We start from the raw sequence: 22,261 nt of genomic DNA on the forward strand, positions 1-22,261 counted from the left end.
CCAACGGGCAAGCCCGCCTGACCGAGGACGGCCGTTATGGCGTGAAGATGCTGCACGTGCAGTTCGACGCCGGTGTGTCGCAGCCTTTTGTGGAACTCAGCAGCCGCGTGAGCACCCGCAACCGCGCCACCGACTGGTCGCACAAAACCACCGTTGCCGCCGCCGCCAGCGAAGATGCGGCCTCGCTGCGCTTCTGGACCCAGCCCACCCGCCTGCTGCCCACCGACGGCATCGTGCGCGAGACCGCGCGCAAGGCCACCCAGGGTGCGCGCACCGACGTGCAAAAAGCCCAGGCCATCTACGACTGGGTGGTGGCCAACACCTACCGCGAACCCAAGGTGCGAGGCTGTGGCGAAGGCGACATCAAGACCATGCTGGAAACCGGCAACCTGGGTGGCAAGTGCGCCGACCTCAATGCCATTTTCGTGGGCCTGTGCCGTGCGGCCGGTCTGCCGGCGCGCGATGTGTACGGCATCCGTCTGGCACCCTCGGCCTTTGGCTACAAGGAACTCAGCGGCAACCCGAGCAGCCTCAAGGGCGCGCAGCACTGCCGTGCCGAGGTGCACCTGGCCGGTCACGGCTGGGTGGCCATGGACCCGGCTGACGTGGCCAAGGTCATGCGCCTGGAAACGCCGGAATGGGTCAAGACCACCCAGCACCCGGTGGTGGCCCCGGTGAACCAGCGCCTGTTTGGTGGCTGGGAGGGCAACTGGCTGGCCTGGAACATGGGCCACGACCTGAAGCTGCCCGGCTCGGCAGGCCCGGAGCTGGGCTTCTTGATGTACCCCATGGCCGAAACCGGTGGCGAGCGCGTGGACCCCTACGCGCCCGACGATTTCAAGTACCAGATCACGGCCACCGAGATCAAGGCCTGACAGGCTGAGCGTCTTTTGCACCGGCCCAGGCGCTCAAGGGCAGCAAGCGGCGCTGGCTTGTGAAGTGCCGCGCCTCGCCCGTGAAGGGGTCGTCAAACGCCAGCGCCTGGGCCAGCAACTGCAGCGGGTGTTCGGTGTCGTCCGCCAGGTCGGCCGGCAACACGCGAGGATAGAAGCGGTCGCCCAGCAGCGGCAGGCCCAGCGCGTTCATGTGGGCACGGAGTTGGTGGCGTTTGCCCGTCACCGGCGTCAACCGGTAGCGGGCCAGCCCGGCAACGTGTTCCACCATTTCGATGCGGGTTTCGCTGTTGGGCTCGCCGGCCACTTCCTGCATGGTGAAGAAGCCCTCCACCGGCGCCAGGCGGCTGCGCTGCACATGGGGCAGGGGCAGGTCGGCGCGCCACGGGGCCAGGGCTTCGTAGACCTTGTGCACCGCGCGCTCGCGGAAGAGGTTTTGGTAGGCCGCACGGGTGTGGGCCTGCACCGCGAACACCACCAGGCCAGCGGTTTCGCGGTCGATGCGGTGCAGGGGGCTGAGCTCCGGCAGGCCCAGGCGCTCGCGCAGGCGCACCAGCAGGCTGTTGCGCACGTAGCGACCGCCGGGCACCACGGGCATGTGGTGGGGCTTGTCGGCCACCACCAGCCAGTTGTCCTGAAACAGCAAGCTTTCGCTGTCGTGCAACGGCGGCTCGGCGTCCACATGTCGGTAGTACCAGATGCGGGTGTTGCGCAGAAACGGCGTGTTGGGAGCCAGGGCCTGGCCGCTTTCGTCCAGCACCTCGCCCGCGGCCATGCGCGCGGCCCAGCCCGCGCGGTCCAGCGCCGGCAGCCGCCACGCCAGGTAGTCCACCACACCGGGCCAGGGGCCAGCGCCTGGCAAGGCGACGGCGCTCGCATCCAGGCCACCTCGGGCGGGTATGTGGGCGGGGCGGGGGGCGCGGGTCATGGTGTGGGGCGGGTGGGGCGCAGGGGTGGAGGCGGTATTGTCACCATGGTGTTGTCGGCGCCAATTTGATACAGTTTCACAATCCGTCCGCTGGGCGCGGCGCAGTGAAAAAAATGAAAAAAACGAAACTGGGACTGTGGTGTGTGCTGGGGGTGTGGCTGACGCTGATGGCCGGGCCACTGTGGGCGCAGCGGGTGGTCTTCATCAATCCGGGCAAAAAGGACGAGGCCTATTGGGCCGCCGCGGCGCAGTCCATGCAGGCGGCGGCGCGCAGTCTGGGTCAGTCGCTGGAGGTGTTCTACGCCGAGCGTGAGCATCTGCGCGCGTTGACTTTCGCGCGCGAACTGGTGGCCCGTGCGCCGAGCGAGCGCCCGGACTACGCGGTGTTTTCCAACGACTACGGCACCGGCGCCGAATTGCTGCGCATATTCGAAGGCAGCGGCATCCGTTGTTTCCTCGCCTTCAGCAAGCCTCCACCCGACGGCCCGAGCGGCGCCGGCCGGCCACGTGAACACTTCAAGCACTGGGTGGGTTCGCTGGAACCCCGGGCCGAGGATGCGGGTTACCTCACGGCCCGCGCCTTGATCGAGAAAGGGCGTGCGGCCCGCGCGCAGGCGCCCGATGGCAAATTGCACCTGCTGGCCATCGCGGGCGACCGCAGCACCACTGCCTCGGTGCTGCGCAACGAAGGCATGCGCCGCGCCGTGCGCGAGGCCGGCGACGTGCTGCTGGTGCAGGAGGTGTACGCCGACTGGTCGCGCGAAAAAGCCACTGAGCAGGCGACCTGGTTGTGGCAACGCCACCCCCATGCCAAGCTGGTGTGGGCTGGCAACGATTTGATGGCTTTTGGCGCCATGGCGGCCTGGGAGCAACGGGGTGGCACGCCGGGCAAAACCGCTTGGTTCAGTGGCATCAACACCTCCAGCGAAGCCATGGCGGCGCTCAAATCGGGGCGGCTGGCGGCACTGGCCGGCGGCCATTTCATCACCGGCGCCTGGGCGCTGGTCATGATCCATGACCACCACCATGGCCACGATTTCGCCGACGAAGGGCTGGCGCTGGAGCGTTCCATGTTCACGCTGTTCAATGAGCGCACGGCGGATGTTTTTCTGGCGCGCTTCGGTCCGAGCGCCGAGCCAGTGGACTACCGGCGTTACAGCAAGGTGCTCAACCCGCAGGTGCGGCGCTACGAATTTGGCTTCGCGCAGTTGCTGCGCTGAACCATGACCGACTCGCCGCTGTTCCGCCCCATTGCGGCCCGCCTGATCCGCCGCACCATCGTGTTGTCGGCGCTGTGTGTGGCCGTGGTGTTGGCCTTGCAGACCTGGTTGTTGTGGCAACAACACCGGCAGCGTCTGGTGGAGGTGGTGGAAACCGTGGGCAGCACGCATGTGCCTTTGTTGGGGGTGGCCTTGTGGGACATCGAGCCGCAGGCCGTGCAACTGCAGGTGCGCGCCATCGCCAGCTGGCCCGAGGTGGGCCATGTGCGGGTGCGTGCTGCCACGGGCCAGGTGTTCGTAGGGGGTGACGCGTCACTGGCGGGAGCGCCCCATTCGCACGTGGTCGAGATCAGCGCGCCGCGCGGTGGCCCCCCCGTGGGACAACTGGAACTGGTGGCCGATCCGGCCCATTTGCGCTCGGTGGTGGGTCGCAACGCGCTGCAGATGTTGATGGGCTACGGCGTGCTGGTGACCGCCTTGTGTGTGCTGATCGCGGTGATGTTGCGCCGCGAGTTGCAAACACCGCTGGAAAGCATGGCGCGTTTTGCAGCCGAACTCACCCCGGAGCAATTGACGAAACCCTTGCAGATCGAGCGGCCCACGCGCCAGGGGCGGGTCGACGAAATCGACGTGCTGGCCGATGGCATCAGCAAATTGCAGGCCGGTTTGCGGGGCCACATCGCCAACCTGGACGACCTGGTGGCCGAGCGCACCGAGAAGCTGGAACTGCTGGTGGAGGAGATCCACCGCCTGTCCATGACCGACGCGCTGACGGGTGCCTACAACCGCCGCACCATAGACGACCGCCTGCCGTCCGAGGTGGAGCGTTCGCACCGCTATGGGCGTGACCTGTCGGTGCTGTTCCTGGACCTGGACCACTTCAAACAGATCAACGACAGCCACGGCCACCCGGTGGGCGACGTGGTGCTGCGCCACATGGCCAACTGCGTGCGCGAGCGGTTGCGCAGCGGGGTGGACTGGATAGCGCGTTACGGCGGCGAGGAGTTTCTGGTGGTCTTGCCCGAGACGCCGCTGGACTCGGCGGTGGCCACAGCGGAACGCTTGCGCGAGCGCATCGCGGCCGAGCTGATCGTGTTGGACGGCGGCTTGAACCTGAGCATCACGGCCAGCTTTGGCGTGACCGCTTGCCGCGAAGGCGACGACAGCAGCACCTTGCTGGCGCGCGCCGACGCCTTGCTCTATGAGGCCAAGCTGGCGGGGCGCAACCGCGTGGCGTCCAGCACCTGAAGCCGCCTCAGCGGCGTTTGAAAACCAGATCCCACACGCCGTGGCCCAGCTTGAGGCCACGGTTCTCGAACTTGGTCAGCGGCCGGTAGGCGGGCTTGGGTGCGTAGTCGGCCACGGTGTTGACCAGCAGCGGTTCGGCACTCAGCACCTCCAGCATCTGTTGTGCGTAGGGCTCCCAGTCGGTGGCCAGGTGCAGGTAGCCGTCGGGCTTGAGGTGGCGCGCCAGGCGCTGCACGAAAGGCCCCTGGATCAGGCGGCGTTTGTGGTGGCGCGTTTTGTGCCAAGGGTCGGGGAAGAAGATGTGCACGCCGTCCAAACTCTGCTCCGGCAGCATGTGGTCCAGCACCTCCACCGCGTCGTGGCGGAAGATGCGGATGTTCTCAATGCCTTGTTCGCCACACAGCTTGAGCAGGGCGCCCACGCCGGGCTCATGCACCTCGCAGCACAAAAAGTTGTCGTCGGGCCTCACCTGGGCGATGTGCGCCGTGGCCCCACCCATGCCAAAACCGATTTCCATGATGAGCGGCGCGCTGCGGCCAAAGGCGGCCGTGGTGTCCAGCGGCTCGGGCCGGTAGGGCAGCAGAAAGCGTGGGCCAAACTGCTCGTAAGCACGTTGCTGGCCGGGGCCGGTGCGCCCGGCGCGCAGCACGTAGCTTTTGATGACGCGCCGGAACGGGACGGCGTCGCTGGGGTCTGGGGTGTCGGTCATGGGGGTGCCTGTTTGGGGCACCGATTCTATCGGCCTCAGGCCAGTGCCCAAACGCTGGCCCATTGGGTGGTCCAGGTGGCCAGTGCCTCTGCCACCCCGCCTGTGGCAGAGGGCAGGTCCAACACCTGGGCCGCGCGGTTCAGGGCGGCCAGCGGTTCGCTCAGGTCGAGGGCGGCGGCGCCGGTCTGTTTGCTCAGCTTGTGTCCGTCGGCTGCCAGCACCAGCGGGGTGTGGAGGTAGGTCGGCGTGGGCAGGCCCAGTGCCCGTTGCAGCAGCATCTGCCGTGGCGTGTTGTCGGCCAGGTCGGCGCCACGCACCACGTGGGTCACGCCTTGGGCGGCGTCGTCCACCACCACCGCGAGCTGGTAGGCCCACAGGCCATCGGCGCGTTGGAGCACGAAGTCGCCCACATCGTGGGCCACGTCTTGTTGCTGTGCGCCCAAGCGCCGGTCGTGCCAATGCACGGGGGCTTGGGCCGAAGGGATGAAAAACCGCCAGGCCCGCGCGGCACGCCCCCGCAAACCGCCGTTTTCAGGTCGGCAGGTGCCGGGGTAGACGAGTTCGCCATGCCGGGCTTTGTGGGCGTTGGTCTGCGCCGCAGCGATGTCTTTGCGCGAGCACGCGCAGGGGTAGGCGTGTTGCCGCGCGATCAGCGTGTCCAGGGCCTGTTGGTAGGCAGGGCCTCGCTGGGACTGCCACAGCACCGGCCCGTCACTCACCAGGCCACCGGCGGCCAACTGCTGCAGGATCAGGCGGTCGGCACCGGGCACACAGCGCGGCGTGTCCACGTCTTCGATGCGCACCAGCCATGCGCCGCCGTGGGCGCGGGCATCAAGCCAGCTGGCCAGGGCCGCGACCAGCGAGCCCGCATGCAGCGGCCCCGTGGGGGAGGGCGCAAACCGACCGATGTAGTTCCTGGTCAAGCGACTTTCAAGGCCAACTCAAGACCCGACACGAAGGCGTTTTCCACCCGATGTCCCAAACACCAGTCGCCACACAGGCCAATGCCGGCTTCTGCGTCCCACAGGAAGGGCTGGCCCAGGGGCTGCTGCGTCTGGGCGTAGCGCCACAGGTGGGTGACGGCGTGGCCGGGTTCGGCGCGGATGCCGGTGATCTGGGCAAAACCCTTGAGCATCTTGGCCTTGACGCGTTCGGCGTCGTCTTCCAGGTGCTCGGCCGACCAGGCAGGGCTGGCCTGAATGGTCCAGCGCTCGATGGGGCTGCGCCCAGGTTTGCTCGATTCACGCGCCAGCCAGCTGATGCGGTGGTGGGTGCTGCGCGCGGCGTTCCAGTGGGGCCCCAGGTGGCTCAGGCCGGGTTGCATCGCGTTGGGGTAGGCCACCATCAGCGTCCAGCAGGGGGCCACCGTCACGTGGGCCATGGCTTCGCGCAGGGCGGGCAGCAGGCCGCTGGCGCGCAGCAGGCTGTCGGCCTGCACGTTGGGCAGGGCCAGCAACACCTGGTCGAACCCGCCGTACACATGCTGGGCGTCGGCCGGGCCTTCGGTGCGCAGTTGCCAACGGGTGGCATCCAGCGCGTCGCGTTCGATGTGGGTGACGCGTGTTTCAAGCAGGGTGTCGGCGCTCAGGCTGCCGTCGTTCAGCGGCTGGGCCCAGTGGCGCACCAGGGTGTTCATGCTGGGTGCGCCCACAAAGTGCGCCTCGCTGGGAGGGGGGGCGCTGGCCAGCACGTGGCCCAGTTCGTCGAGCACGCGCACGGTGTTGGCGCTCCAAGGGCGGGCCAGGGCTGGCACGGTTTTGAGCAGGGTCACAAAACGCGGGTCGCGCACGGTGAAGTACTGGGCGCCGTGGTCGAAGTCGCCAAACTCGGTGTGGCGGGTGGCCATGCGGCCGCCGAAACCCCGACTTTTCTCAAACAGGCTGACGCGGTGGCCGGCTTGCACCAGGGTGCGGGCGCACACCACACCGGCCATGCCGGCGCCAATGACGGCGATATGGCGCTGTGGTGCGGTGGTGGCAGCGGGGTCCGGGGGGCGGGTGGCTTTGGGGGCGGAAGGGCGCTTCTTGTTCATGGTCACCGTGGGGAGTTGTTGAAGCCACTGTAACAGCCGCCGCGTCAGCTGCGGTGGTGGTTTTCCAGCAAGGCCTGGCGGGTGTTGCGGTGGCGCAATTGGTCCAGCCACCAGTTCAGCGCGCGCCCTTCGACTTTGCGGCCGGTGCCGCTGACGCACCAGGCGTAGGCCACACGCACCACGCGGGTGGGGCGGGCCACCGGTTTGGTCACCAGCAGGCCGGCATCGATGTAGGGCTGTACCAGTGGCTGGGGCAGAAAGCCACACCCCAGGCCACGCAGTTGCGCTTCGAGTTTGTGCTGCATGGTGGGCACTGTCAGCACGTCTTGCCCCGGCAGAATGCCCAGACTCACGCTGCGCCCACGTTGGGTGGAGTCGGCCACGGCCACCACCCGGTGCGGCTGCAGCTGGGCGTCGGTCAATTTGCCTTCCAGTGCCGCCAGCGGGTGGTGGGGCGCGACCACAAAAATGAAGGGCAGGTGGCCCATGTCGGCCAGCGCGATGCCGGTGGACGGGGTGAGGTCGGCGGCCACGCCCAGGGCCAGGTCGGCGTTGCCACTGAGCACGCTTTCCCAGGTGCCGGTGAGGGTTTCGGCGCGCAGCTTGAGCTGGGTGGGTGCGCCCAGGGCGTAGAAGGCTTCGCACAACTCGAACAAGGTGCTGCGTGCGATGATGGCGTCGGCGGCGATGGTGAGTTGGGGTTCCCAGCCGGTGGCGATGCGCTTGACGCGTTGGGCCACGGCGTCGAGTTCCAGCAGCAGGTGCTCGCCTGCGCGCAGCAGTTCTGCTCCGGCCGGGGTGAGCTGGGCGCGGCGGGCGCTGCGGTCGAACAGCAGCACGTCCAGCGCGTCCTCCACCTGGCGCACGCGGTAGGTCAGGGCGCTGGGCACCAGGCCCAGTTCGCGCGCCGCTGCAGCCATGCTGCCCTGGCGGGCCACGGTGTCGATGAGCTTGAGGTTTTCGGGCGAAAGTGCACTGCGTGGGTTTTGCATGATGGGCAAAATTTTATTCAATAGTTTTGAATGATGGCATCAAAGCCCCAGCCCCCGGCAAGGGCGGGCGAGGCCTACAGTCATGGACATCGACCACCCACACGAAGGAGAACCCAGATGCTGACAATCAGACGATCCCAGGAACGTGGCTACGCCGACCACGGCTGGCTCAAGAGCTTCCATTCCTTCTCGTTCGCCGGCTACTACGACCCGGCCCACATGGGCTGGGGCAACCTGCGGGTGATCAACGAAGACCGCATCGCCCCCGGCACCGGCTTTGGCACCCACGGCCACCGCGACATGGAGATCATCAGCTACGTGTTGTCGGGTGAACTGGCGCACAAGGACAGCATGGGCAACGTCAAGGGCATCCCGCCCGGCGAGGTGCAGCGCATGAGCGCCGGCACCGGCGTCATGCACAGCGAGTTCAACCATGCGCCCAACCAGCAGACGCACTTCTTGCAGATCTGGATCGAGCCCAAGTTCACCGGCGTCAAGCCTGGCTACGAACAAAAGGCGTTTGCGGAGGCCGAAAAGCGCGGCCGCCTGCGGTTGGTGGCGTCGCGCACCGGTGCCGAGGGTTCGGTGAGCATGAACGCCGATGCGTCTCTGTACGCCGGGCTGTTTGATGGCGCTGAGCAGGCCGAGCTGGCGCTGAACCCGGCGCGCAAGGCCTATGTGCACCTGGTGCGCGGCAGCCTGTCGGTCAATGGCGAAACCCTGCAAGGCGGCGACGCCGCGCTGATCGAGGGCGAATCGCGGCTGGCGTTGGCGCAGGGCCAGGACGCCGAGGTGCTGGTGTTCGATCTCGCGCCCTGAACCGCGCTTAACATTCGCGGCATGAAATTCATCGCCGTGCTTCCCTGGGCAGACTGGCTGGCGCTGGTCTGTTTTGTGGCCTTGTGGGCGGGTTACGCCTGGTTTGCCAAAAGCTGGGGCCTGCGCAAGCCGTCCCTGCTGGTCACCACCAACCGCTACCGGGGTTTCTGGATGCTGCAGGCCACGGCGCGCGACCCGCGCATGCTTGACGGCCTGATCACGCAGAGCCTGTCGCAGACACCCGCGTTTTTCTGCTCAACCTCCATCCTCATCATCGGCGGTCTGTTTGCGGTGCTGGGCACCACAGAAAAAGCCGCCGAAATGGTCAGCGAAATGCCGTTTGCGCAGGCCACCTCGCTGGCGGTGCTCGAACTGAAGGTGCTGGTGCTGCTGGCGGTGTTCGTGTACGCCTTCTTCCGCTTCTCCTGGTCGATGCGGCAGTACACCTTTGTGTCCTTGCTCATCGGTGGTTTGCCCGACCCCAAGGATTTTGAGTCGGGCAAGTTCGACCGCGAGCGTTTTGTCCAGCGCGCCGCCGACATGGTGGGCGCCGCCGCCGAAACCTTCAACGACGGTTTGCGTGCCTACTACTTTTCGTTTGCCGCCCTGGCGTGGTTCTTTTCACCGTTGGCCATGGTGGGTGGCACCCTGCTGGTGGTGCTCATCCTCTACCGCCGCGAGTTCCACTCCGAGGTGCTGGGCATCCTGCGCGAGTAGGCGCGCGGCGGGTTTTCGTCAGGCGGCCACCGCCTCTACCGGCGCCGGAAACCCGTTGCGGCCCGGAAACTCCGGTGCCAGTTCGCGGGCGTTGCCCATCTTGAGCCACAGTCGGATCATCTTGCGGCGTTTGGCCAGGTCCTCGTCGTCTTCAAACCCGTTGCGCGAGTGCAGCACCGCGTAGTTGTTGGCGAACTGGATGTCGCCCGGCTCCAGCATCATGTCCAGGCGGATGGCGGGGTCGTGCATGACCTCGTCGAACAGGTCGAGTGCGGCGATCTCCACCCGCGACAGTGGCTGCTTCATGATCTCGTGCCCCAGCTCCAGGTACTGGCGCAGGTAGCGGCAGCTGAGCTTGCCCTGGTGGAAGCTGAAGATGGGCGAGAGGCTGGGCATGGGCTCGCACAGGTGCTCGAAGTACATCGGCCGGTAGTACAGGCCGATGAATTCGGGGCGGCGCGCCAGGATTTCGTTGTAGATCGCGGCCACGCTGACCAGGCTGCTCAGGCCACCCTGTTTGGCCCTGCGTATGCACAGCAGGCCGACCACGTCGGAGGGGTCGGAGTGGTAGGGCAGGTAGAGGTTGGTTTCGTAGACGCGGGTGGACTTCTTGGTCACGTCGCCCACGTTCATCACCGCGCCCAGCAGCTCGCCGCGCGGGTTCTGGCGCACGGGCGTGCCCATGTGCAGGCCCAGGCCGTAGTAGAGGCAGTTGATCTCTTCTTCGGTGTAGCGGTGCACGGGCAGGCCGCGCAGCAGCAGGAAGCCACGGCCGTTTTCCAGCTCGTCGGCGTAGCGCGCGAAATCGGGCGCCAGTGCGTGGAGGGGGAAGTCGTCCTTGCCAAAGTGGGGAAAGCTCAGGCCACGGGCCTTGAGATGTGCCAGCGCGGCGTCGAACACGGCGATGGTGTCGGGTGTGAGGTGATGCACCCACGCCGTGTCGTTGGCGATGGCCGGGCCTTTCCAGACCGCCGGGCCGGTGATGGGTGTGGCTTGGATGAGGGTGTTCATGGCGCTTATTGCGGCTTGTAGCCGGCGTTTTTGACCATGGTGGCCGATAAGTCCTGCGTGGCTTTCAGGCGGGCATTCAGGTCGGCGGCGCTGCCTGCCTGGGCCTGGATACCGAGGTTGGACAGTTTCTCGACGAAGTCGGCGGACTTGACCACCTTGGTGATCGCGCTGCTGTAGCTTTCAATCAGGTTGGCGGGTGTGCCAGCCGGTGCGAACACGCCGTTGAAAATCATGTCCTCGTAGCCTTTGATGCCCAGCTCGGCGTAGGTGGGCACGTCGGGCAGCAGCGACAGGCGGTGGGTGCCGTTGACCGCCACGATGCGCAGCTTGCCCGCCTTGGCCGGCTGCGACATGGCACCCACCGAGCCGATGCCGGCCGGGATCTGCCCGGCCATCACGTCTTGCACGATGGGGGCGTCGCCCCGGTAGGGGGCCGACTTCAAGTCCAGGCCCAGGGCCTTGGCCACCACGCCCACCGCAAAGTCAGGCGCGCTGGCGGGGGCGGGCACGCCCACATTGCCTTTGCCAGGGTTGGCCTTGACCCAAGCGGCAAATTCCTTCATGCCGGCGTTCGGGTTGCCGATGACGGTGGTGTTGACCACAAACACGTCGGGGTTGACCGCCACCATGGCGACTGGGATGAAGTCCTTGGCGGTGTCGAATCCGGGGTTGTTGATGGTCAGCGGGATCATGGCCACGGTGTGGCTGTTCGACAGAAAAATCGTGCTGCCGTCGGGCTTGGCGCCCTTGAGCGTCTGGGCCGCGATCTGGCCGCCAGCGCCGGGTTTGTTTTCCACCACCACGCTGCGGCCCAGCTCTTGCTGCAGGCCCTGGGCCAGGTGGCGGGCAATCGCATCGCTGCTGCCGCCGGCGGGAAAGCCCACCAGGATTTTGATGGGCGGGCCATCGGCCAGGGCCGGGCCGTGGGCCAGCAGCAGCGCGGCGGCGGCAGAAGCAGAAGCCACAAGGGCTTGGAGAGCGGGGCGTCGTTTCATGGTGGGAACTCCAGGGAGGGGGATGAAAATGAAAGAAGACCGAATGGGTTGCAAGCGACGTGCCTGGCTCATGCCATGTCAAACACCTTGCCGGGGTTGAGTTGGTTCAAGGGGTCTAACGCGTGTTTGATGGCCCGCATGGTGGCCAGCTCGGTTGGGCTGCGGCTGGCACCCAGGTAGGGTTTTTTGTGCAGCCCAATGCCGTGTTCGGCCGACACGCTGCCCCCGGCCTCGGCCACCAGGCCGTAGACGATGGCTTCAACCGCGTGTTCGGCTTCGGCAAAGCTGAGGTCGCCCAAGGACCGTGCATCGGTGCTCAGGTGCAGATTGCCGTCGCCCAGGTGGCCAAATCGCAGCGATCGGTGCCCCGGAAAACGGCTTGAGAGCGCGGCAACACAGCGGTCGGCAAAGTCGCCAATGGCCGCCTGCGGCAGGCTGATGTCGAAGTTGATCGGTGCCAGGCGCGAGGGGAATTCGGCGGTGATCTCGCGCAGCCGCCACAGGCCAGCGGCCTGTGTTTGCGATTGCGCCAGCACCGCATCCAACACCAGCCCATCTTCCATGGCGTTGCCCAGCACGGCTTCCAGTGCCTGCGCCAGAGCACTTTCGTCGGCGCCGCTGAGGTCGGTCAGCACCAGCAGCGGGTGGTCTTGGTCAAAGGGGCGGGGCTGGCCGGTCCAGGCCAGGGCGTGCTGCACGAAGTCGTCCCACATCAGTTCAAACGCGGCCACGCCGCCAGGGCAGCGCGCTTGCAGTTGGCCCAGCAGCGCCAGGGCGCTGACCACGTCGGGCACCGCGGCCAGGGCGGTGGCGCGTGCCGGCTGCGCGGGCTGCAGGCGCAGTTGGGCGCGGGTGATGACGCCCAGCGTGCCCTCGCTGCCAATGAACCAATGTTTGAGGTCGTAGCCGGTGTTGTTCTTGACCATGGGGCGCAGCATGTCAAGCACGCTGCCGTCGGCCAGCACCACCTCCAGGCCCAGGGTTTGCTCGCGCATCATGCCGAACTGCACCACGCCATTGCCACCGGCATTGGTGGCCAGGTTGCCACCGATCTGGCAGCTGCCGCGCGCACCCAGGTCCACACCGAACAGGCAGCCGGCGGCCAATGCCGCCTCTTGCACCGCCTGCAGCGTGGCGCCGGCCTGCACGGTGACAACGCGGGCCACAGGGTCCAGCGATTCGATGGCGTTCATCCGGTCCAGCGACAGCACCACCGCACCGGGCGTGGGCACCGCGCCGCCGGCCAGGCCGGTGAGGCCGCCCTGTGGCACCACCGGCACCCGATGGGCGTGGCAGATGCGCAGCGCGGCCGAAACCTGGGCGGTGCTGTCCGGGCGCAGCCAGGCCAGGGGGGCCAGCGGGGCGGTGCCGCTCCAGTCGGTGTGGCGGTCGCTGGGAATGGCGTCGCCGCTGCGCACCGCATCCGCGCCCAGGGTGTCGGTCAGCGCGCTCAAAAAGTCGGCACAAGCCGGTGTGGGGATTTGTGACAAAGGCATGAACGCAGTATGGGAGCCGATGGCGCCGGCCACCAATACGACCTGCTCCCTTGATCCATAGGTTATTTCCTATGGTTGGCGCTACCGTGTTGCAGCGGCGCACGGTGTTTATTTTTGCAAAGCGTTTGCTTGTCAAAAATAAATCAAGCTGGTATGGTCCGTTTCCATGACCGCATCGGTACCCTCTTCGACCCCTCCAGCCGAGCGTCGGCCACGTGGCCGGCCGCGCAAATCCCCCGAGGCGCGTGACGACGGCAACCGCCGCCAGGAGCTGATCCGTGCCGCCGCCCACCTGTTTCGCCAGCAGGGTTTTGCCGCCACCAGCACACGCGACATCGCCGCCGCCTGTGGCATGCGCTCGGGCTCGCCCTTCTACCACTTCGACAGCAAAGAGGCCTTGCTCGAAGCGGTGATGGCCGAGGGCATGCGTTTTGCCATCGCGCGGCAAGCCGAGGTGCTGGCCGGCGCGGGTGCGCCGGGCCAGCCACTGGTGCCGCGTTTCCGTGCCATGGTGCGCAGCCACCTCGATGTGTTGCTGGGCCCGGACAGCGACTTCATTCCCGTGATGCTCTACGAGTGGCGCAGCCTCACGCCCGCGCAGCGCGAGGCGGTGGTCGATTTGAAAAACACCTACGAGGCGCCGTGGAGTGCGTTGCTGGCCGAGCTGCACGCCGCCGGCCTGCTGCGCGGCGACCCGGCGCTGGCGCGTCTGCTGATGTTCGGCGCCTTGAACTGGACGGCCCAGTGGTTTGAGGCCGGGCGCCGCGCCTCGCTGGACGACGTGGCCGATGCCGCCTTGCAACTGTTTCTGAAAGAGCCCGCATGAGCATGAGCTACCAATCGGTTTTCGCGCACGGCCTGTTCGCCTGCCGCACCATCGTTGTCACCGGCGGGGGTTCGGGCATTGGCCGTTGCACCGCACACGAGCTGGCCGCCCTCGGCGCGCATGTGGTGCTGGTGGGCCGCAACGCCGAAAAGTTGCAAGCCACCACCACCGAAATTCAGGCCGATGGCGGCGACGCCAGCTTCCACGTCTGCGACATCCGCAACGAGGCGGCGGTGCAAGCCATGGTGGCCAGCATCGTGGCCGCGCGCGGGCAGATCGACGGCCTGGTGAACAACGCCGGCGGCCAGTACATCACGCCACTGGAGAAGATCAGCGCCAAAGGCTGGCAGGCGGTGATCGACACCAACCTCACCGGCGGCTTTCTGGTGGCGCGCGAGTGCTACCTGCAATCGATGCAGGCGCATGGCGGGGCCGTGGTCAACATCGTGGCCGACATCTGGGGCTCCATGCCCGGCATGGGCCACAGCGGCGCGGCGCGCGCAGGCATGGTCAGCTTCACCGAAACGGCGGCCGTGGAATGGGCCAAAAGCGGCGTGCGCGTCAACGCGGTGGCGCCGGGCTACATCGCCTCCAGCGGCATGGACCATTACCCGCCCGAGGCCGGCCCCATGCTGCGCGAAATGGCGCAGACCGTGCCCCTGGGTCGCTTTGGCACCGAGGCCGAGACGGCCGCCGGCATCGTCTTCCTGCTCAGCCCGGCCGCCAGCTTCATCAGCGGCACGGTGCTGCGCATCGATGGCGCCCGCCCGCAGGTGCGTTTGGGCTGGGGCCAGGTGGCCGCACCCCTTGAGGCGCAACAGCGCGAGGCCGTGCGGCCTTTCAACGGCTTTCACCGCTACGTCACCCCCAAGGTTTTCCAATGAGTTTTGTCTCCAGTTTTGATGCCACCACCCCAGTGGCCCAGGCCCGCCGCGCCGCCATGCTGGCGCGCATCGGCCAGTGGCGTGCCCTGGAGGAACGCGCCGCCGCTGCCTCGGCCAAGTCGCTGCCGGTGTTTGAAAAACGTGGCCAGTTGCTGCCGCGCCAGCGCGTGGCTCTGCTGCTGGATGCGGGCGCGCCCTGGCTGCCGCTGTGTTCGCTGGCGGGCTACCTGCAAGACCACAAGGACCCCAGCAAAACGGTGCCCGGTGGCGGCATGGTGGCGGGCATTGGCTTCGTAAGCGGCGTGCGTTGCATGGTGGTGGCCAGCGATTCGGGTATCGATGCTGGCGCCATTGGGGCCGGCGGGCTGGAGAAGATCCTGCGTGTGCAGGAGATCGCACTCCAGAACAAGCTGCCCTTCATCCACCTGGTGGAGAGCGCGGGCGCCAACCTCATGAAGTACCGCGTCGAGGGTTTTGTGTTGGGTGGCGGGTTGTTTCGCAACCTCGCGCGGCTGTCGGCCGCTGGCTTGCCCGTCATCACCGTGCAGCATGGCTCGGGCACGGCCGGTGGCGCTTACATGCCGGGCCTGAGCGACGTTGTCATCATGGTGCGCGGTCGCTCGCGCGCTTTTCTGGCCGGGCCGCCGCTGCTCAAGGCCGCCACTGGCGAGACCGCGACCGAAGAAGAGCTGGGCGGCGCCGAGATGCACACAGGCGTGTCGGGCCTGGGTGAGCACCTGGCCGAGGACGACCGCCAGGCGCTGGGCATGGCGCGCGAGGTGGTGGGGCGCTTGGGTTGGCGGGCGAATGCCCTCACCCCAGCCCTCTCCCAGAGGGAGAGGGGGCAGCCGCCGCTGTACCCGGCGGACGATTTGCTCTCGCTCATGCCCGAAACCCTGCGCGAGCCGGTGGACATGCGCGAGGTCATGGCGCGGCTGGCCGATGGCTCGGAGCTGTTGGAGTTCAAGGCCTTGTACGGTGCGGCCACGCTGTGCGTGCAGGCGCGCATCGAAGGGCATGAGGTGGGCTTCATCAGCAACAACGGCCCCATCGACGTGGCCGGCGCCAACAAGGCCACCCACTTCATCCAGCAGATGTGCCAGTTGGGCCACCCGCTGATCTACCTGCAGAACACCACCGGTTACATGGTGGGCAAGGACAGCGAGCAAGGCGGCATGATCAAACACGGCAGCAAGATGATCCAGGCCGTGACCAACGCCACCGTGCCGCAGATCACCCTCCAGTGTGGCGCCAGTTATGGCGCCGGCAACTACGGCATGTGTGGCCGCGCCTACGCGCCGCGTTTTCTGTTCAGCTGGCCCAACGCCCGCACGGCGGTGATGGGCGGTGAGCAGGCCGCCAGCACCATGCGCACCGTGGCCGAGGCCGGCCTGCTGCGCAAAGGCATCACGCCCGACCCAGCCGAGATGCAGCAGCAGTACGACCGCATCGTCGAGCTCTTCGAAAGCCAGGCCGACGCCTTCTACACCAGCGGCCTGGGCCTGGACGACGGCATCATCGACCCGCGCGAGACCCGCGCCGTGCTGGCGCAGTGCCTGCACATCTGCGCCGAGGCGGAGGCGCGTGTTGTGCGTCCGATGCAGTTCGGCGTCGCGAGGATGTGAGCCAGTGGCCGAACCCCTCAAACACCTGCTGAACGATGGCGTGCCACCGCGCATTGCGGCCATGGTCAGGCGCGCCTGGCGCGGCTTCGACACCGCAGCCTTCTTGCGCCAGATAGAGCCGGGCTACGAAGGGCTGGAGCTGATGCAGCGCGGCCAGCGCATTGCTGATGCCCTGCACGCGCACCTGCCGACCGATGTGCCACGAGCGCTGGCCGTGCTCACCGATTCGCTGGACCCACCCATGGGCCTGGATGCCAAGGGTGAGCCCGACGCGGGCGACCGGCCCTACAGCGCATTTTTGTATTTGCCACACAGCATGTACATCGCCGCCCACGGTTTGCCCCACCTGGATTATGCGATGCGCGCGCAGCATGCGCTGACGCAGCGCTTCACGGCCGAATTCAGCCTGCGGCCTTACTTGCTGCACCACCGTGAGGCCACGCTCAAGCATTTGCGCGCCTGGGCGCAGGACAACAACGCCCACGTGCGCCGCGCCGCCAGCGAAGGCACGCGCCCGCGCCTGCCTTGGGCACCGCGCCTGCCCGCGTTCCAGAAGGACCCCACGTTCGCGCTGCCGCTGCTGGATGCCTTGAAGGACGACCCGTCGAGCTACGTGCGCCGCTCGGTGGCCAACCACCTGGGCGACATCGCGAAGGACCACCCCGGCGTGGCGACCGACACCGCCCGCAACTGGCTGCGTGGTGCCAGCGCTGAGCGCGAGACCTTGGTGCGGCATGGCCTGCGCTTCCTCGTCAAGCAAGGCCATGCGGGTGCGCTCGAAACACTGGGTGTGGGCCACGCGGTGCAACTGGACGTGGCTGCTGCGCGCATCACGCCCGCGCACCTAGCCATCGGCGGCAAGCTGCGCATCGAGGCCGATCTGCACAACCCCACCCAACGCCCGCAGCGTGTGCTCGCCGATTTGCAGGTGCACTACGTCAAGGCCAGCGGCGAAGCATCGCCCAAAGTCTTCAAGCTCAGCACGCTGGAGCTTGCCCCCGGCGAAACGGTCACGCTGGGCAAGACGCTGTCACTCGCGCAGATGACCACCCGCACCCATTACCCCGGCCGCCACGCGGTGGCTTTGCTGCTCAACGGACGGGTTCATCCCATTGGAGCTTTCGACCTGATTCAGTAAACCCATCCCCTCTCGCACGAGGTCATGCCCCTTGTGGGGCACCGCCGGGCCGGCTTTGCCGGACGGCTGGTGCCGCCCCCTGGGGGGTGACGCCGAAGGCGGCGCGGGGGGTACTTTCAAACCAAGGAGACAACCATGCAGTTCACCCACGAGCACCGCGAGATCCAGAAGACGCTCAAGCGCTTCATCGACGAAGAGATCAATCCCCACGTGGACGAGTGGGAGGCGGCCGAAATCTTTCCCGCACACGAGGTCTTCAAGAAGATGGGCAACCTCGGCCTGCTGGGCCTGACCAAACCCGAGGCCTTTGGCGGCGCCGGGCTGGACTACAGCTACAGCGTGGCCATGGCCGAGGCCTTGGGCCACATCGACTGCGGCGGCATCCCCATGGCCATTGGCGTGCAGACCGACATGTGCACGCCGGCCCTGGCGCGTTTCGGCAGCGACGAGCTGCGGCGCGAGTTCCTGGCGCCGGCCATCGCGGGCGACATGGTGGGCTGCATCGGTGTGAGCGAACCCGGCGCGGGCTCCGACGTGGCGGGCATCAAGAGCACGGCGCGCAAGGACGGGGACGACTACGTCATCAGCGGGCAGAAGATGTGGATCACCAACAGCTTGCAGGCCGACTGGATGTGCATGCTCGTCAACACGGGGGATGGCCCGATCCACAAGAACAAAAGCCTCATCGTGGTGCCCATGCGCGAGAACGGCAAGCTGCGCAAAGGCATTGAGGTGGGCAAGAAGATCCGCAAGATCGGCATGCACAGCAGCGACACCGGACTGATCTACTTCGACGAGGTGCGTGTGCCGCAGCGCAATCTCATCGGCAAGGAGGGCGCCGGCTTCGTCTACCAGATGCAACAGTTCCAGGAAGAGCGCCTTTGGTGCGCGGCGAGCACGCTGCAGTCGCTCAACAACTGCATCCAGTGGACCATCGATTACGCGCACGAGCGCAAGCTGTTTGGCGCAAGTTTGGCCGACCAGCAGTGGGTGCAGTTCAAGCTGGCCGAGCTCAAGACCGAGGTGGAGGCCCTGCGCGCGCTCACCTACCAGGCTTGCGAGCACTACGTGGCCGGGGAGGACGTGACCGAATGGGCCACCATGGCCAAGCTCAAGGCCGGGCGCCTGAACCGCACCGTGCCCGACACCTGCCTGCAGTTCTGGGGCGGCATGGGCTTCACCTACGAGAACAAGGTCTCGCGCATGTACCGCGACGGGCGTCTGGCGTCGATCGGCGGCGGTGCCGACGAGGTGATGATGGGCATCCTGTCCAAGATCATGGGCATCGCCAAGAAGCCCTCGGCATGAAAAAGCTGCTGATCGCGAACCGGGGCGAAATCGCCCGGCGTGTCATCCACACCGCCCACAAGATGGGCATCGCGACGGTGGCGGTGTTTTCGGACCCCGACGCCAAAGCCCTGCATGTGCGCGAGGCCGGTGAGGCCGTGGCCCTGGGCGGCAGCGCTTCCAGCGACAGCTACCTGCGCATGGACAAGCTGATCGAAGCTGCCCGCAAAACCGGCGCCGACGCCATCCACCCCGGCTACGGTTTCCTGAGCGAAAACGCGGACTTCGCGCAGGCCGTCATTGATGCGGGGCTCACCTGGGTGGGGCCGCCACCTGCCGCGATCCATGCGGTGGGGAGCAAGTCCGGCGCCAAGGCGCTGGCGTTGGCCCACGGCGTGCCTTGCCTGCCTGGGTACTTTGGCGCCGATCAGAGCGAGGCCACGCTGGTGCGCGAGGCCGCACGCATCGGTTACCCGGTCATGGTCAAGGCCGTGGCGGGCGGCGGTGGGCGCGGCATGCGGCTGGTGTTGGATGCGGCGCAACTGCCGGCGGCCTTGCAGAGCGCCCGCTCCGAAGCTGTGAGCGCCTTCGGCAACGGCGACCTGTTGATCGAGCGCGCGTTGCTCAACCCGCGCCACGTGGAGGTGCAGGTGTTTGCCGACACCCACGGCCACTGCATCCACCTGGGCGAACGCGACTGCTCGGTACAGCGCCGGCACCAGAAGATCATCGAAGAAGCGCCGAGCCCGGCGGTGGACGCAGCCTTGCGCGAGCGCATGGGCGCGTGTGCGGTGGCATTGGCCCAGGCGGCCGGCTACGTGGGCGCGGGCACGGTGGAATTTCTGCTTGATGGCGGCGAGTGGCCCGCCGCCGGGCCGCCCCAAGGCGGGGCAGCCCCCTTGGGGGGCAGCGAACCACGCGAAGCGGGGAGCGTGGGGGCTCAGTTTTTCCTGATGGAGATGAACACGCGTTTGCAGGTGGAGCACCCTGTCACTGAAGCGCTTATTGGGCAAGACTTGGTCGAGTGGCAACTCCGCATCGCACGCGGCGAGGCGTTGCCGCTGACGCAAGACCAGGTGCACCTGCAAGGCCACGCCATTGAGCTGCGCCTGTGCGCCGAGGACGCTGACTTCCGCCCGCACACCGGTGTGGTGTCCCGCTTCCGCGCGCCGCCACACGCCGCTTTCGAGCGCAGAGGTCTGCGTCTCGACCACGCGTTGGAAGACGGCGCGGTGGTCTCGCCCTTTTACGACGCCATGCTGGGCAAACTCATCGCCCACGCGCCCACGCGCGATGAAGCCATCGCGAAGTTGCATGTCGCTTTGCGCCAGTTGCAGTTGCTGGGCCTGCCCACCAATCGCGACTTTCTGGGCGCTTGCCTGGACCACCCGGTGTTCCGTGCCGGTCAGGCGCTGATTCCTTTCCTGGCCGAACATGGCGACGTGCTGCGCGCGCAATTGCTGGCGCGCGAACGTGCTGCCATACCCGCCGCCGTGTTGGCCATGCTGCTGGCCGAAGCGCCGCCGACACTGAGCCTGGGCTGCGGCTACGAGCGTCCGGTGCGCGTGCGGCACGAAGGGGTGGTGAGCCACTGGGGCTTCACCGCGACGGGGCCGGCCCAAGCGCGTCTGCGTGACACCGAAACCGAACACCAGATCACTTGGCAGCGCGATGCGGGTGGGCACTGGGCGTTGGAGGTGGATGGCGTGCGCCGCCATGCGGCCGTGGTGCGCGCTGGCAGCGCCGCGCTGGACGGCGCGCCCCGCTGGCAGGTGCTGGTGGATGGTGTGGCCCTGTGGCTTGACGACCTGTCGCTGCTGCCGCAGCGCCAGGGCGGGGCGGCGGGTGCGGCCGACCAGCTGCGCGCGCCCTTCAACGGCAAGGTGGTGGCGCTGCATGTGGCGCCAGGGGATGTGGTCGAGCAGGGGGCGCCGGTGCTGGTGCTCGAATCCATGAAGCTGGAACACAGCCTGGCGGCACCGCGCAGCGGCGTGGTGGAGGCGGTGCTGGTGTCGCCCGGCCAGCAGGCCGCGCCCGGACAGGTGCTGTTGCGCTTGGTGGCGCAGGCGAAGGAAACCGCATGAACCCCGCCGCACCCCCCACGATGAACGCTGCCGAGCTGCAAGACCTCTACGACAGCGTGGCACGTTTCGCCCGCGAAGAGATTGCGCCGCATGTGAACGACTGGGATGCGGCGGGCGAATTCCCGCGTGCGCTGTACCGCCGTGCGGCCGAACTGGGCCTGCTGGCCATCGGCTACCCCGAGCACCTGGGCGGCACGCCCGCCGGTTACGCCATGCGCCTGCCGGTGTGGGTGGCGTTGTGCCGGCACGGTGGCAGTGGCGGTGTGTTGGCCAGCTTGTTTTCGCACAACATCGGTTTGCCGCCGGTGGTGGCGCATGGGTCGGCGGCACTGCAAGGCCAGGTGGTGCCCGGTGTGTTGCGCGGCGAGCAGATTGCGGCGCTGGCCATCACCGAGCCGGGCGGTGGCTCCGACGTGGCCGCGCTGCGCACCACGGCGCGCCTCGATGGCGACCACTACGTGGTGGTCGGCGAGAAGGTGTTCATCACCTCGGGCGTGCGGGCCGACTGGATCACCGCTGCGGTGCGGACGGGTGAAGCCGGCAGCAAGGGTGCCGGTGGTGTGTCCATGCTGCTCATCCCCGGCGATGCGCCGGGCCTGAGCCGCAGCCCGCTGCAGAAGATGGGCTGGCATTGCTCGGACACGGCCCACCTGCGTTTTGATGGCGTGCGGGTGCCGGCCAGTCACCTCATTGGCCGCGAGGGCGACGGCTTCAAGATCATCATGAGCAACTTCAACGCCGAGCGTTTTGGCCTGGCGGCGGGCGCGCTGGGGTTTGCTCAGGCTTGCTACGACGAAGCCCTGGCCTGGGCGCGCCAGCGCAAGACCTTTGGCGCGGCGCTGGTGGAGCGCCAGGTGATCCGCCACAAGCTGGTGGACATGTGGATGCGCATCGCGTCCACCGAGGCCTGGCTGCAGGCCATCGCCGCACGGGCCGATGCGGGCGACACCTCGCCAGCCTGGGTGGCTGAGGTGTGCATGCTCAAGAACCATGCCACCCAGACCATGCAGTTCTGCGCCGATCAGGCGGTGCAAATCCTGGGGGGCATGGGCTTCATGCGCGGCACGGTGAGCGAACGCATTTACCGCGAGGTCAAGGTCATGATGATCGGCGGCGGCGCCGAGGAGATCATGAAAGACCTCGCCGCACGACAATTGGGGCTATGAACTTATCCGTCAGTTATTTGAGGCCGCGTTGGGACGCAATCGGGATGAGTTGCGCGCCCAGGCCGCGCAGCATGGGCTGGAGGCCCATGCAAGAGGCTGGGTGTGCAAATCGCCCGATTTCGTCCCAACCCGAAGGGCAAGTGTCTTTTTGGGCGGTCTGCGGCGTTGCAAAGCCTTGCTGGGCATCAGCC

20 protein-coding genes are annotated in these 22,261 nt (G+C 67.2%); 12 read left to right on the forward strand and 8 right to left on the reverse strand.

Translation table 11 applies throughout. The features are described from left to right. The coding region (locus ACFQU0_RS03780) for a transglutaminase-like domain-containing protein (protein ID WP_382198790.1) at positions 1-875 on the forward strand (875 nt) is incomplete at its 5' end. On the opposite strand, the gene ACFQU0_RS03785 is transcribed toward ACFQU0_RS03780, so the two are convergent. Continuing rightward, positions 865-1,821: a pseudouridine synthase gene (locus ACFQU0_RS03785; RefSeq protein ID WP_382198791.1), complete on the reverse strand. Its 957-nt coding sequence runs from the start codon at positions 1,819-1,821 to the stop codon at positions 865-867. The genes ACFQU0_RS03780 and ACFQU0_RS03785 overlap by 11 nt on opposite strands. A 113-nt stretch (positions 1,822-1,934) precedes the next feature. Between ACFQU0_RS03785 and ACFQU0_RS03790 the strand changes: the two genes are divergently transcribed. Next, a complete protein-coding gene (locus ACFQU0_RS03790) occupies positions 1,935-3,041 on the forward strand; it encodes an ABC transporter substrate-binding protein (protein ID WP_382198792.1) in 1,107 nt (368 codons plus the stop codon). 3 nt (positions 3,042-3,044) lie between these two features. After that, positions 3,045-4,289: a GGDEF domain-containing protein gene (locus ACFQU0_RS03795; protein ID WP_382198793.1), complete on the forward strand. Its 1,245-nt coding sequence runs from the start codon at positions 3,045-3,047 to the stop codon at positions 4,287-4,289. A gap of 7 nt (positions 4,290-4,296) precedes the next feature. On the opposite strand, the gene trmB is transcribed toward ACFQU0_RS03795, so the two are convergent. Genes trmB through ACFQU0_RS03815 form a run of 4 tightly spaced genes read right to left on the reverse strand, consistent with a single transcriptional unit; the run spans position 4,297 to position 8,022 of the window. Beyond that, positions 4,297-4,998, reverse strand: a complete 702-nt coding sequence (trmB, locus tag ACFQU0_RS03800) for a tRNA (guanosine(46)-N7)-methyltransferase TrmB (protein ID WP_382198794.1) — start codon at positions 4,996-4,998, stop codon at positions 4,297-4,299. A gap of 35 nt (positions 4,999-5,033) precedes the next feature. Next, positions 5,034-5,921, reverse strand: a complete 888-nt coding sequence (gene gluQRS, locus ACFQU0_RS03805; protein WP_382198795.1) for a tRNA glutamyl-Q(34) synthetase GluQRS — start codon at positions 5,919-5,921, stop codon at positions 5,034-5,036. Then, the gene (locus ACFQU0_RS03810) at positions 5,918-7,030 is read right to left on the reverse strand and encodes an NAD(P)/FAD-dependent oxidoreductase (RefSeq protein WP_465262186.1); all 1,113 of its coding nucleotides are present in this window, start codon (positions 7,028-7,030) and stop codon (positions 5,918-5,920) included. Before ACFQU0_RS03810 ends, gluQRS begins: the two co-directional genes overlap by 4 nt. Before the next feature lie 44 nt (positions 7,031-7,074). Next, entirely contained in the window at positions 7,075-8,022 is a 948-nt protein-coding gene (locus ACFQU0_RS03815) for a LysR family transcriptional regulator (protein ID WP_382198796.1), read from the reverse strand. A 117-nt stretch (positions 8,023-8,139) separates the two neighbouring features. Here ACFQU0_RS03815 and ACFQU0_RS03820 point away from each other — a divergent pair, with 117 nt between their 5' ends. Together ACFQU0_RS03820 and ACFQU0_RS03825 are read left to right on the forward strand one after the other, a co-directional pair. Continuing rightward, the gene (locus ACFQU0_RS03820; protein ID WP_382198797.1) at positions 8,140-8,841 is read left to right on the forward strand and encodes a pirin family protein; all 702 of its coding nucleotides are present in this window, start codon (positions 8,140-8,142) and stop codon (positions 8,839-8,841) included. A 21-nt stretch (positions 8,842-8,862) separates the two neighbouring features. Then, entirely contained in the window at positions 8,863-9,558 is a 696-nt protein-coding gene (locus ACFQU0_RS03825; protein WP_382198798.1) for a DUF599 domain-containing protein, read from the forward strand. An 18-nt stretch (positions 9,559-9,576) separates the two neighbouring features. On the opposite strand, the gene ACFQU0_RS03830 is transcribed toward ACFQU0_RS03825, so the two are convergent. The 3 genes from ACFQU0_RS03830 to ACFQU0_RS03840 all read right to left on the reverse strand — a co-directional run bounded on the left by ACFQU0_RS03830 (position 9,577) and on the right by ACFQU0_RS03840 (position 13,060). Beyond that, positions 9,577-10,569 (reverse strand): TauD/TfdA family dioxygenase, encoded by a 993-nt coding sequence (locus tag ACFQU0_RS03830; protein ID WP_382198799.1) that lies wholly within the window; start codon positions 10,567-10,569, stop codon positions 9,577-9,579. A gap of 5 nt (positions 10,570-10,574) precedes the next feature. Then, a complete protein-coding gene (locus ACFQU0_RS03835) occupies positions 10,575-11,564 on the reverse strand; it encodes a tripartite tricarboxylate transporter substrate-binding protein (protein WP_382198800.1) in 990 nt (329 codons plus the stop codon). 68 nt (positions 11,565-11,632) lie between these two features. Beyond that, on the reverse strand, positions 11,633-13,060 hold the full coding sequence (locus ACFQU0_RS03840; RefSeq protein ID WP_382198801.1) for an FAD-binding oxidoreductase: 1,428 nt from the start codon (positions 13,058-13,060) through the stop codon (positions 11,633-11,635). Between the two features lie 166 nt (positions 13,061-13,226). Between ACFQU0_RS03840 and ACFQU0_RS03845 the strand changes: the two genes are divergently transcribed. From ACFQU0_RS03845 to ACFQU0_RS03875, 7 genes are all read left to right on the forward strand, one after another. Continuing rightward, positions 13,227-13,886, forward strand: coding sequence for a TetR/AcrR family transcriptional regulator (locus ACFQU0_RS03845; protein ID WP_382198802.1), 660 nt, complete (start codon positions 13,227-13,229; stop codon positions 13,884-13,886). Positions 13,887-13,888: 2 nt separating this feature from the next. Next, positions 13,889-14,770, forward strand: a complete 882-nt coding sequence (locus ACFQU0_RS03850; RefSeq protein ID WP_382198927.1) for an SDR family oxidoreductase — start codon at positions 13,889-13,891, stop codon at positions 14,768-14,770. Continuing rightward, on the forward strand, positions 14,767-16,395 hold the full coding sequence (locus tag ACFQU0_RS03855; RefSeq protein ID WP_382198803.1) for an acyl-CoA carboxylase subunit beta: 1,629 nt from the start codon (positions 14,767-14,769) through the stop codon (positions 16,393-16,395). The genes ACFQU0_RS03850 and ACFQU0_RS03855 overlap by 4 nt, the downstream gene beginning before the upstream one ends. A 4-nt stretch (positions 16,396-16,399) precedes the next feature. After that, positions 16,400-17,533, forward strand: a complete 1,134-nt coding sequence (locus ACFQU0_RS03860; protein ID WP_382198804.1) for a DNA alkylation repair protein — start codon at positions 16,400-16,402, stop codon at positions 17,531-17,533. A 135-nt stretch (positions 17,534-17,668) separates the two neighbouring features. After that, positions 17,669-18,841: an acyl-CoA dehydrogenase family protein gene (locus ACFQU0_RS03865; RefSeq protein ID WP_382198805.1), complete on the forward strand. Its 1,173-nt coding sequence runs from the start codon at positions 17,669-17,671 to the stop codon at positions 18,839-18,841. Next, a complete protein-coding gene (locus tag ACFQU0_RS03870) occupies positions 18,838-20,904 on the forward strand; it encodes an acetyl/propionyl/methylcrotonyl-CoA carboxylase subunit alpha (RefSeq protein ID WP_382198806.1) in 2,067 nt (688 codons plus the stop codon). The genes ACFQU0_RS03865 and ACFQU0_RS03870 overlap by 4 nt, the downstream gene beginning before the upstream one ends. Next, positions 20,901-22,070, forward strand: a complete 1,170-nt coding sequence (locus ACFQU0_RS03875) for an acyl-CoA dehydrogenase family protein (protein WP_382198807.1) — start codon at positions 20,901-20,903, stop codon at positions 22,068-22,070. The genes ACFQU0_RS03870 and ACFQU0_RS03875 overlap by 4 nt, the downstream gene beginning before the upstream one ends. Positions 22,071-22,261 lie beyond the last annotated feature (191 nt).

Origin of the sequence: Hydrogenophaga defluvii (assembly GCF_042665235.1) — a bacterium.
GTDB lineage: Bacteria > Pseudomonadota > Gammaproteobacteria > Burkholderiales > Burkholderiaceae_C > Hydrogenophaga > Hydrogenophaga defluvii_A.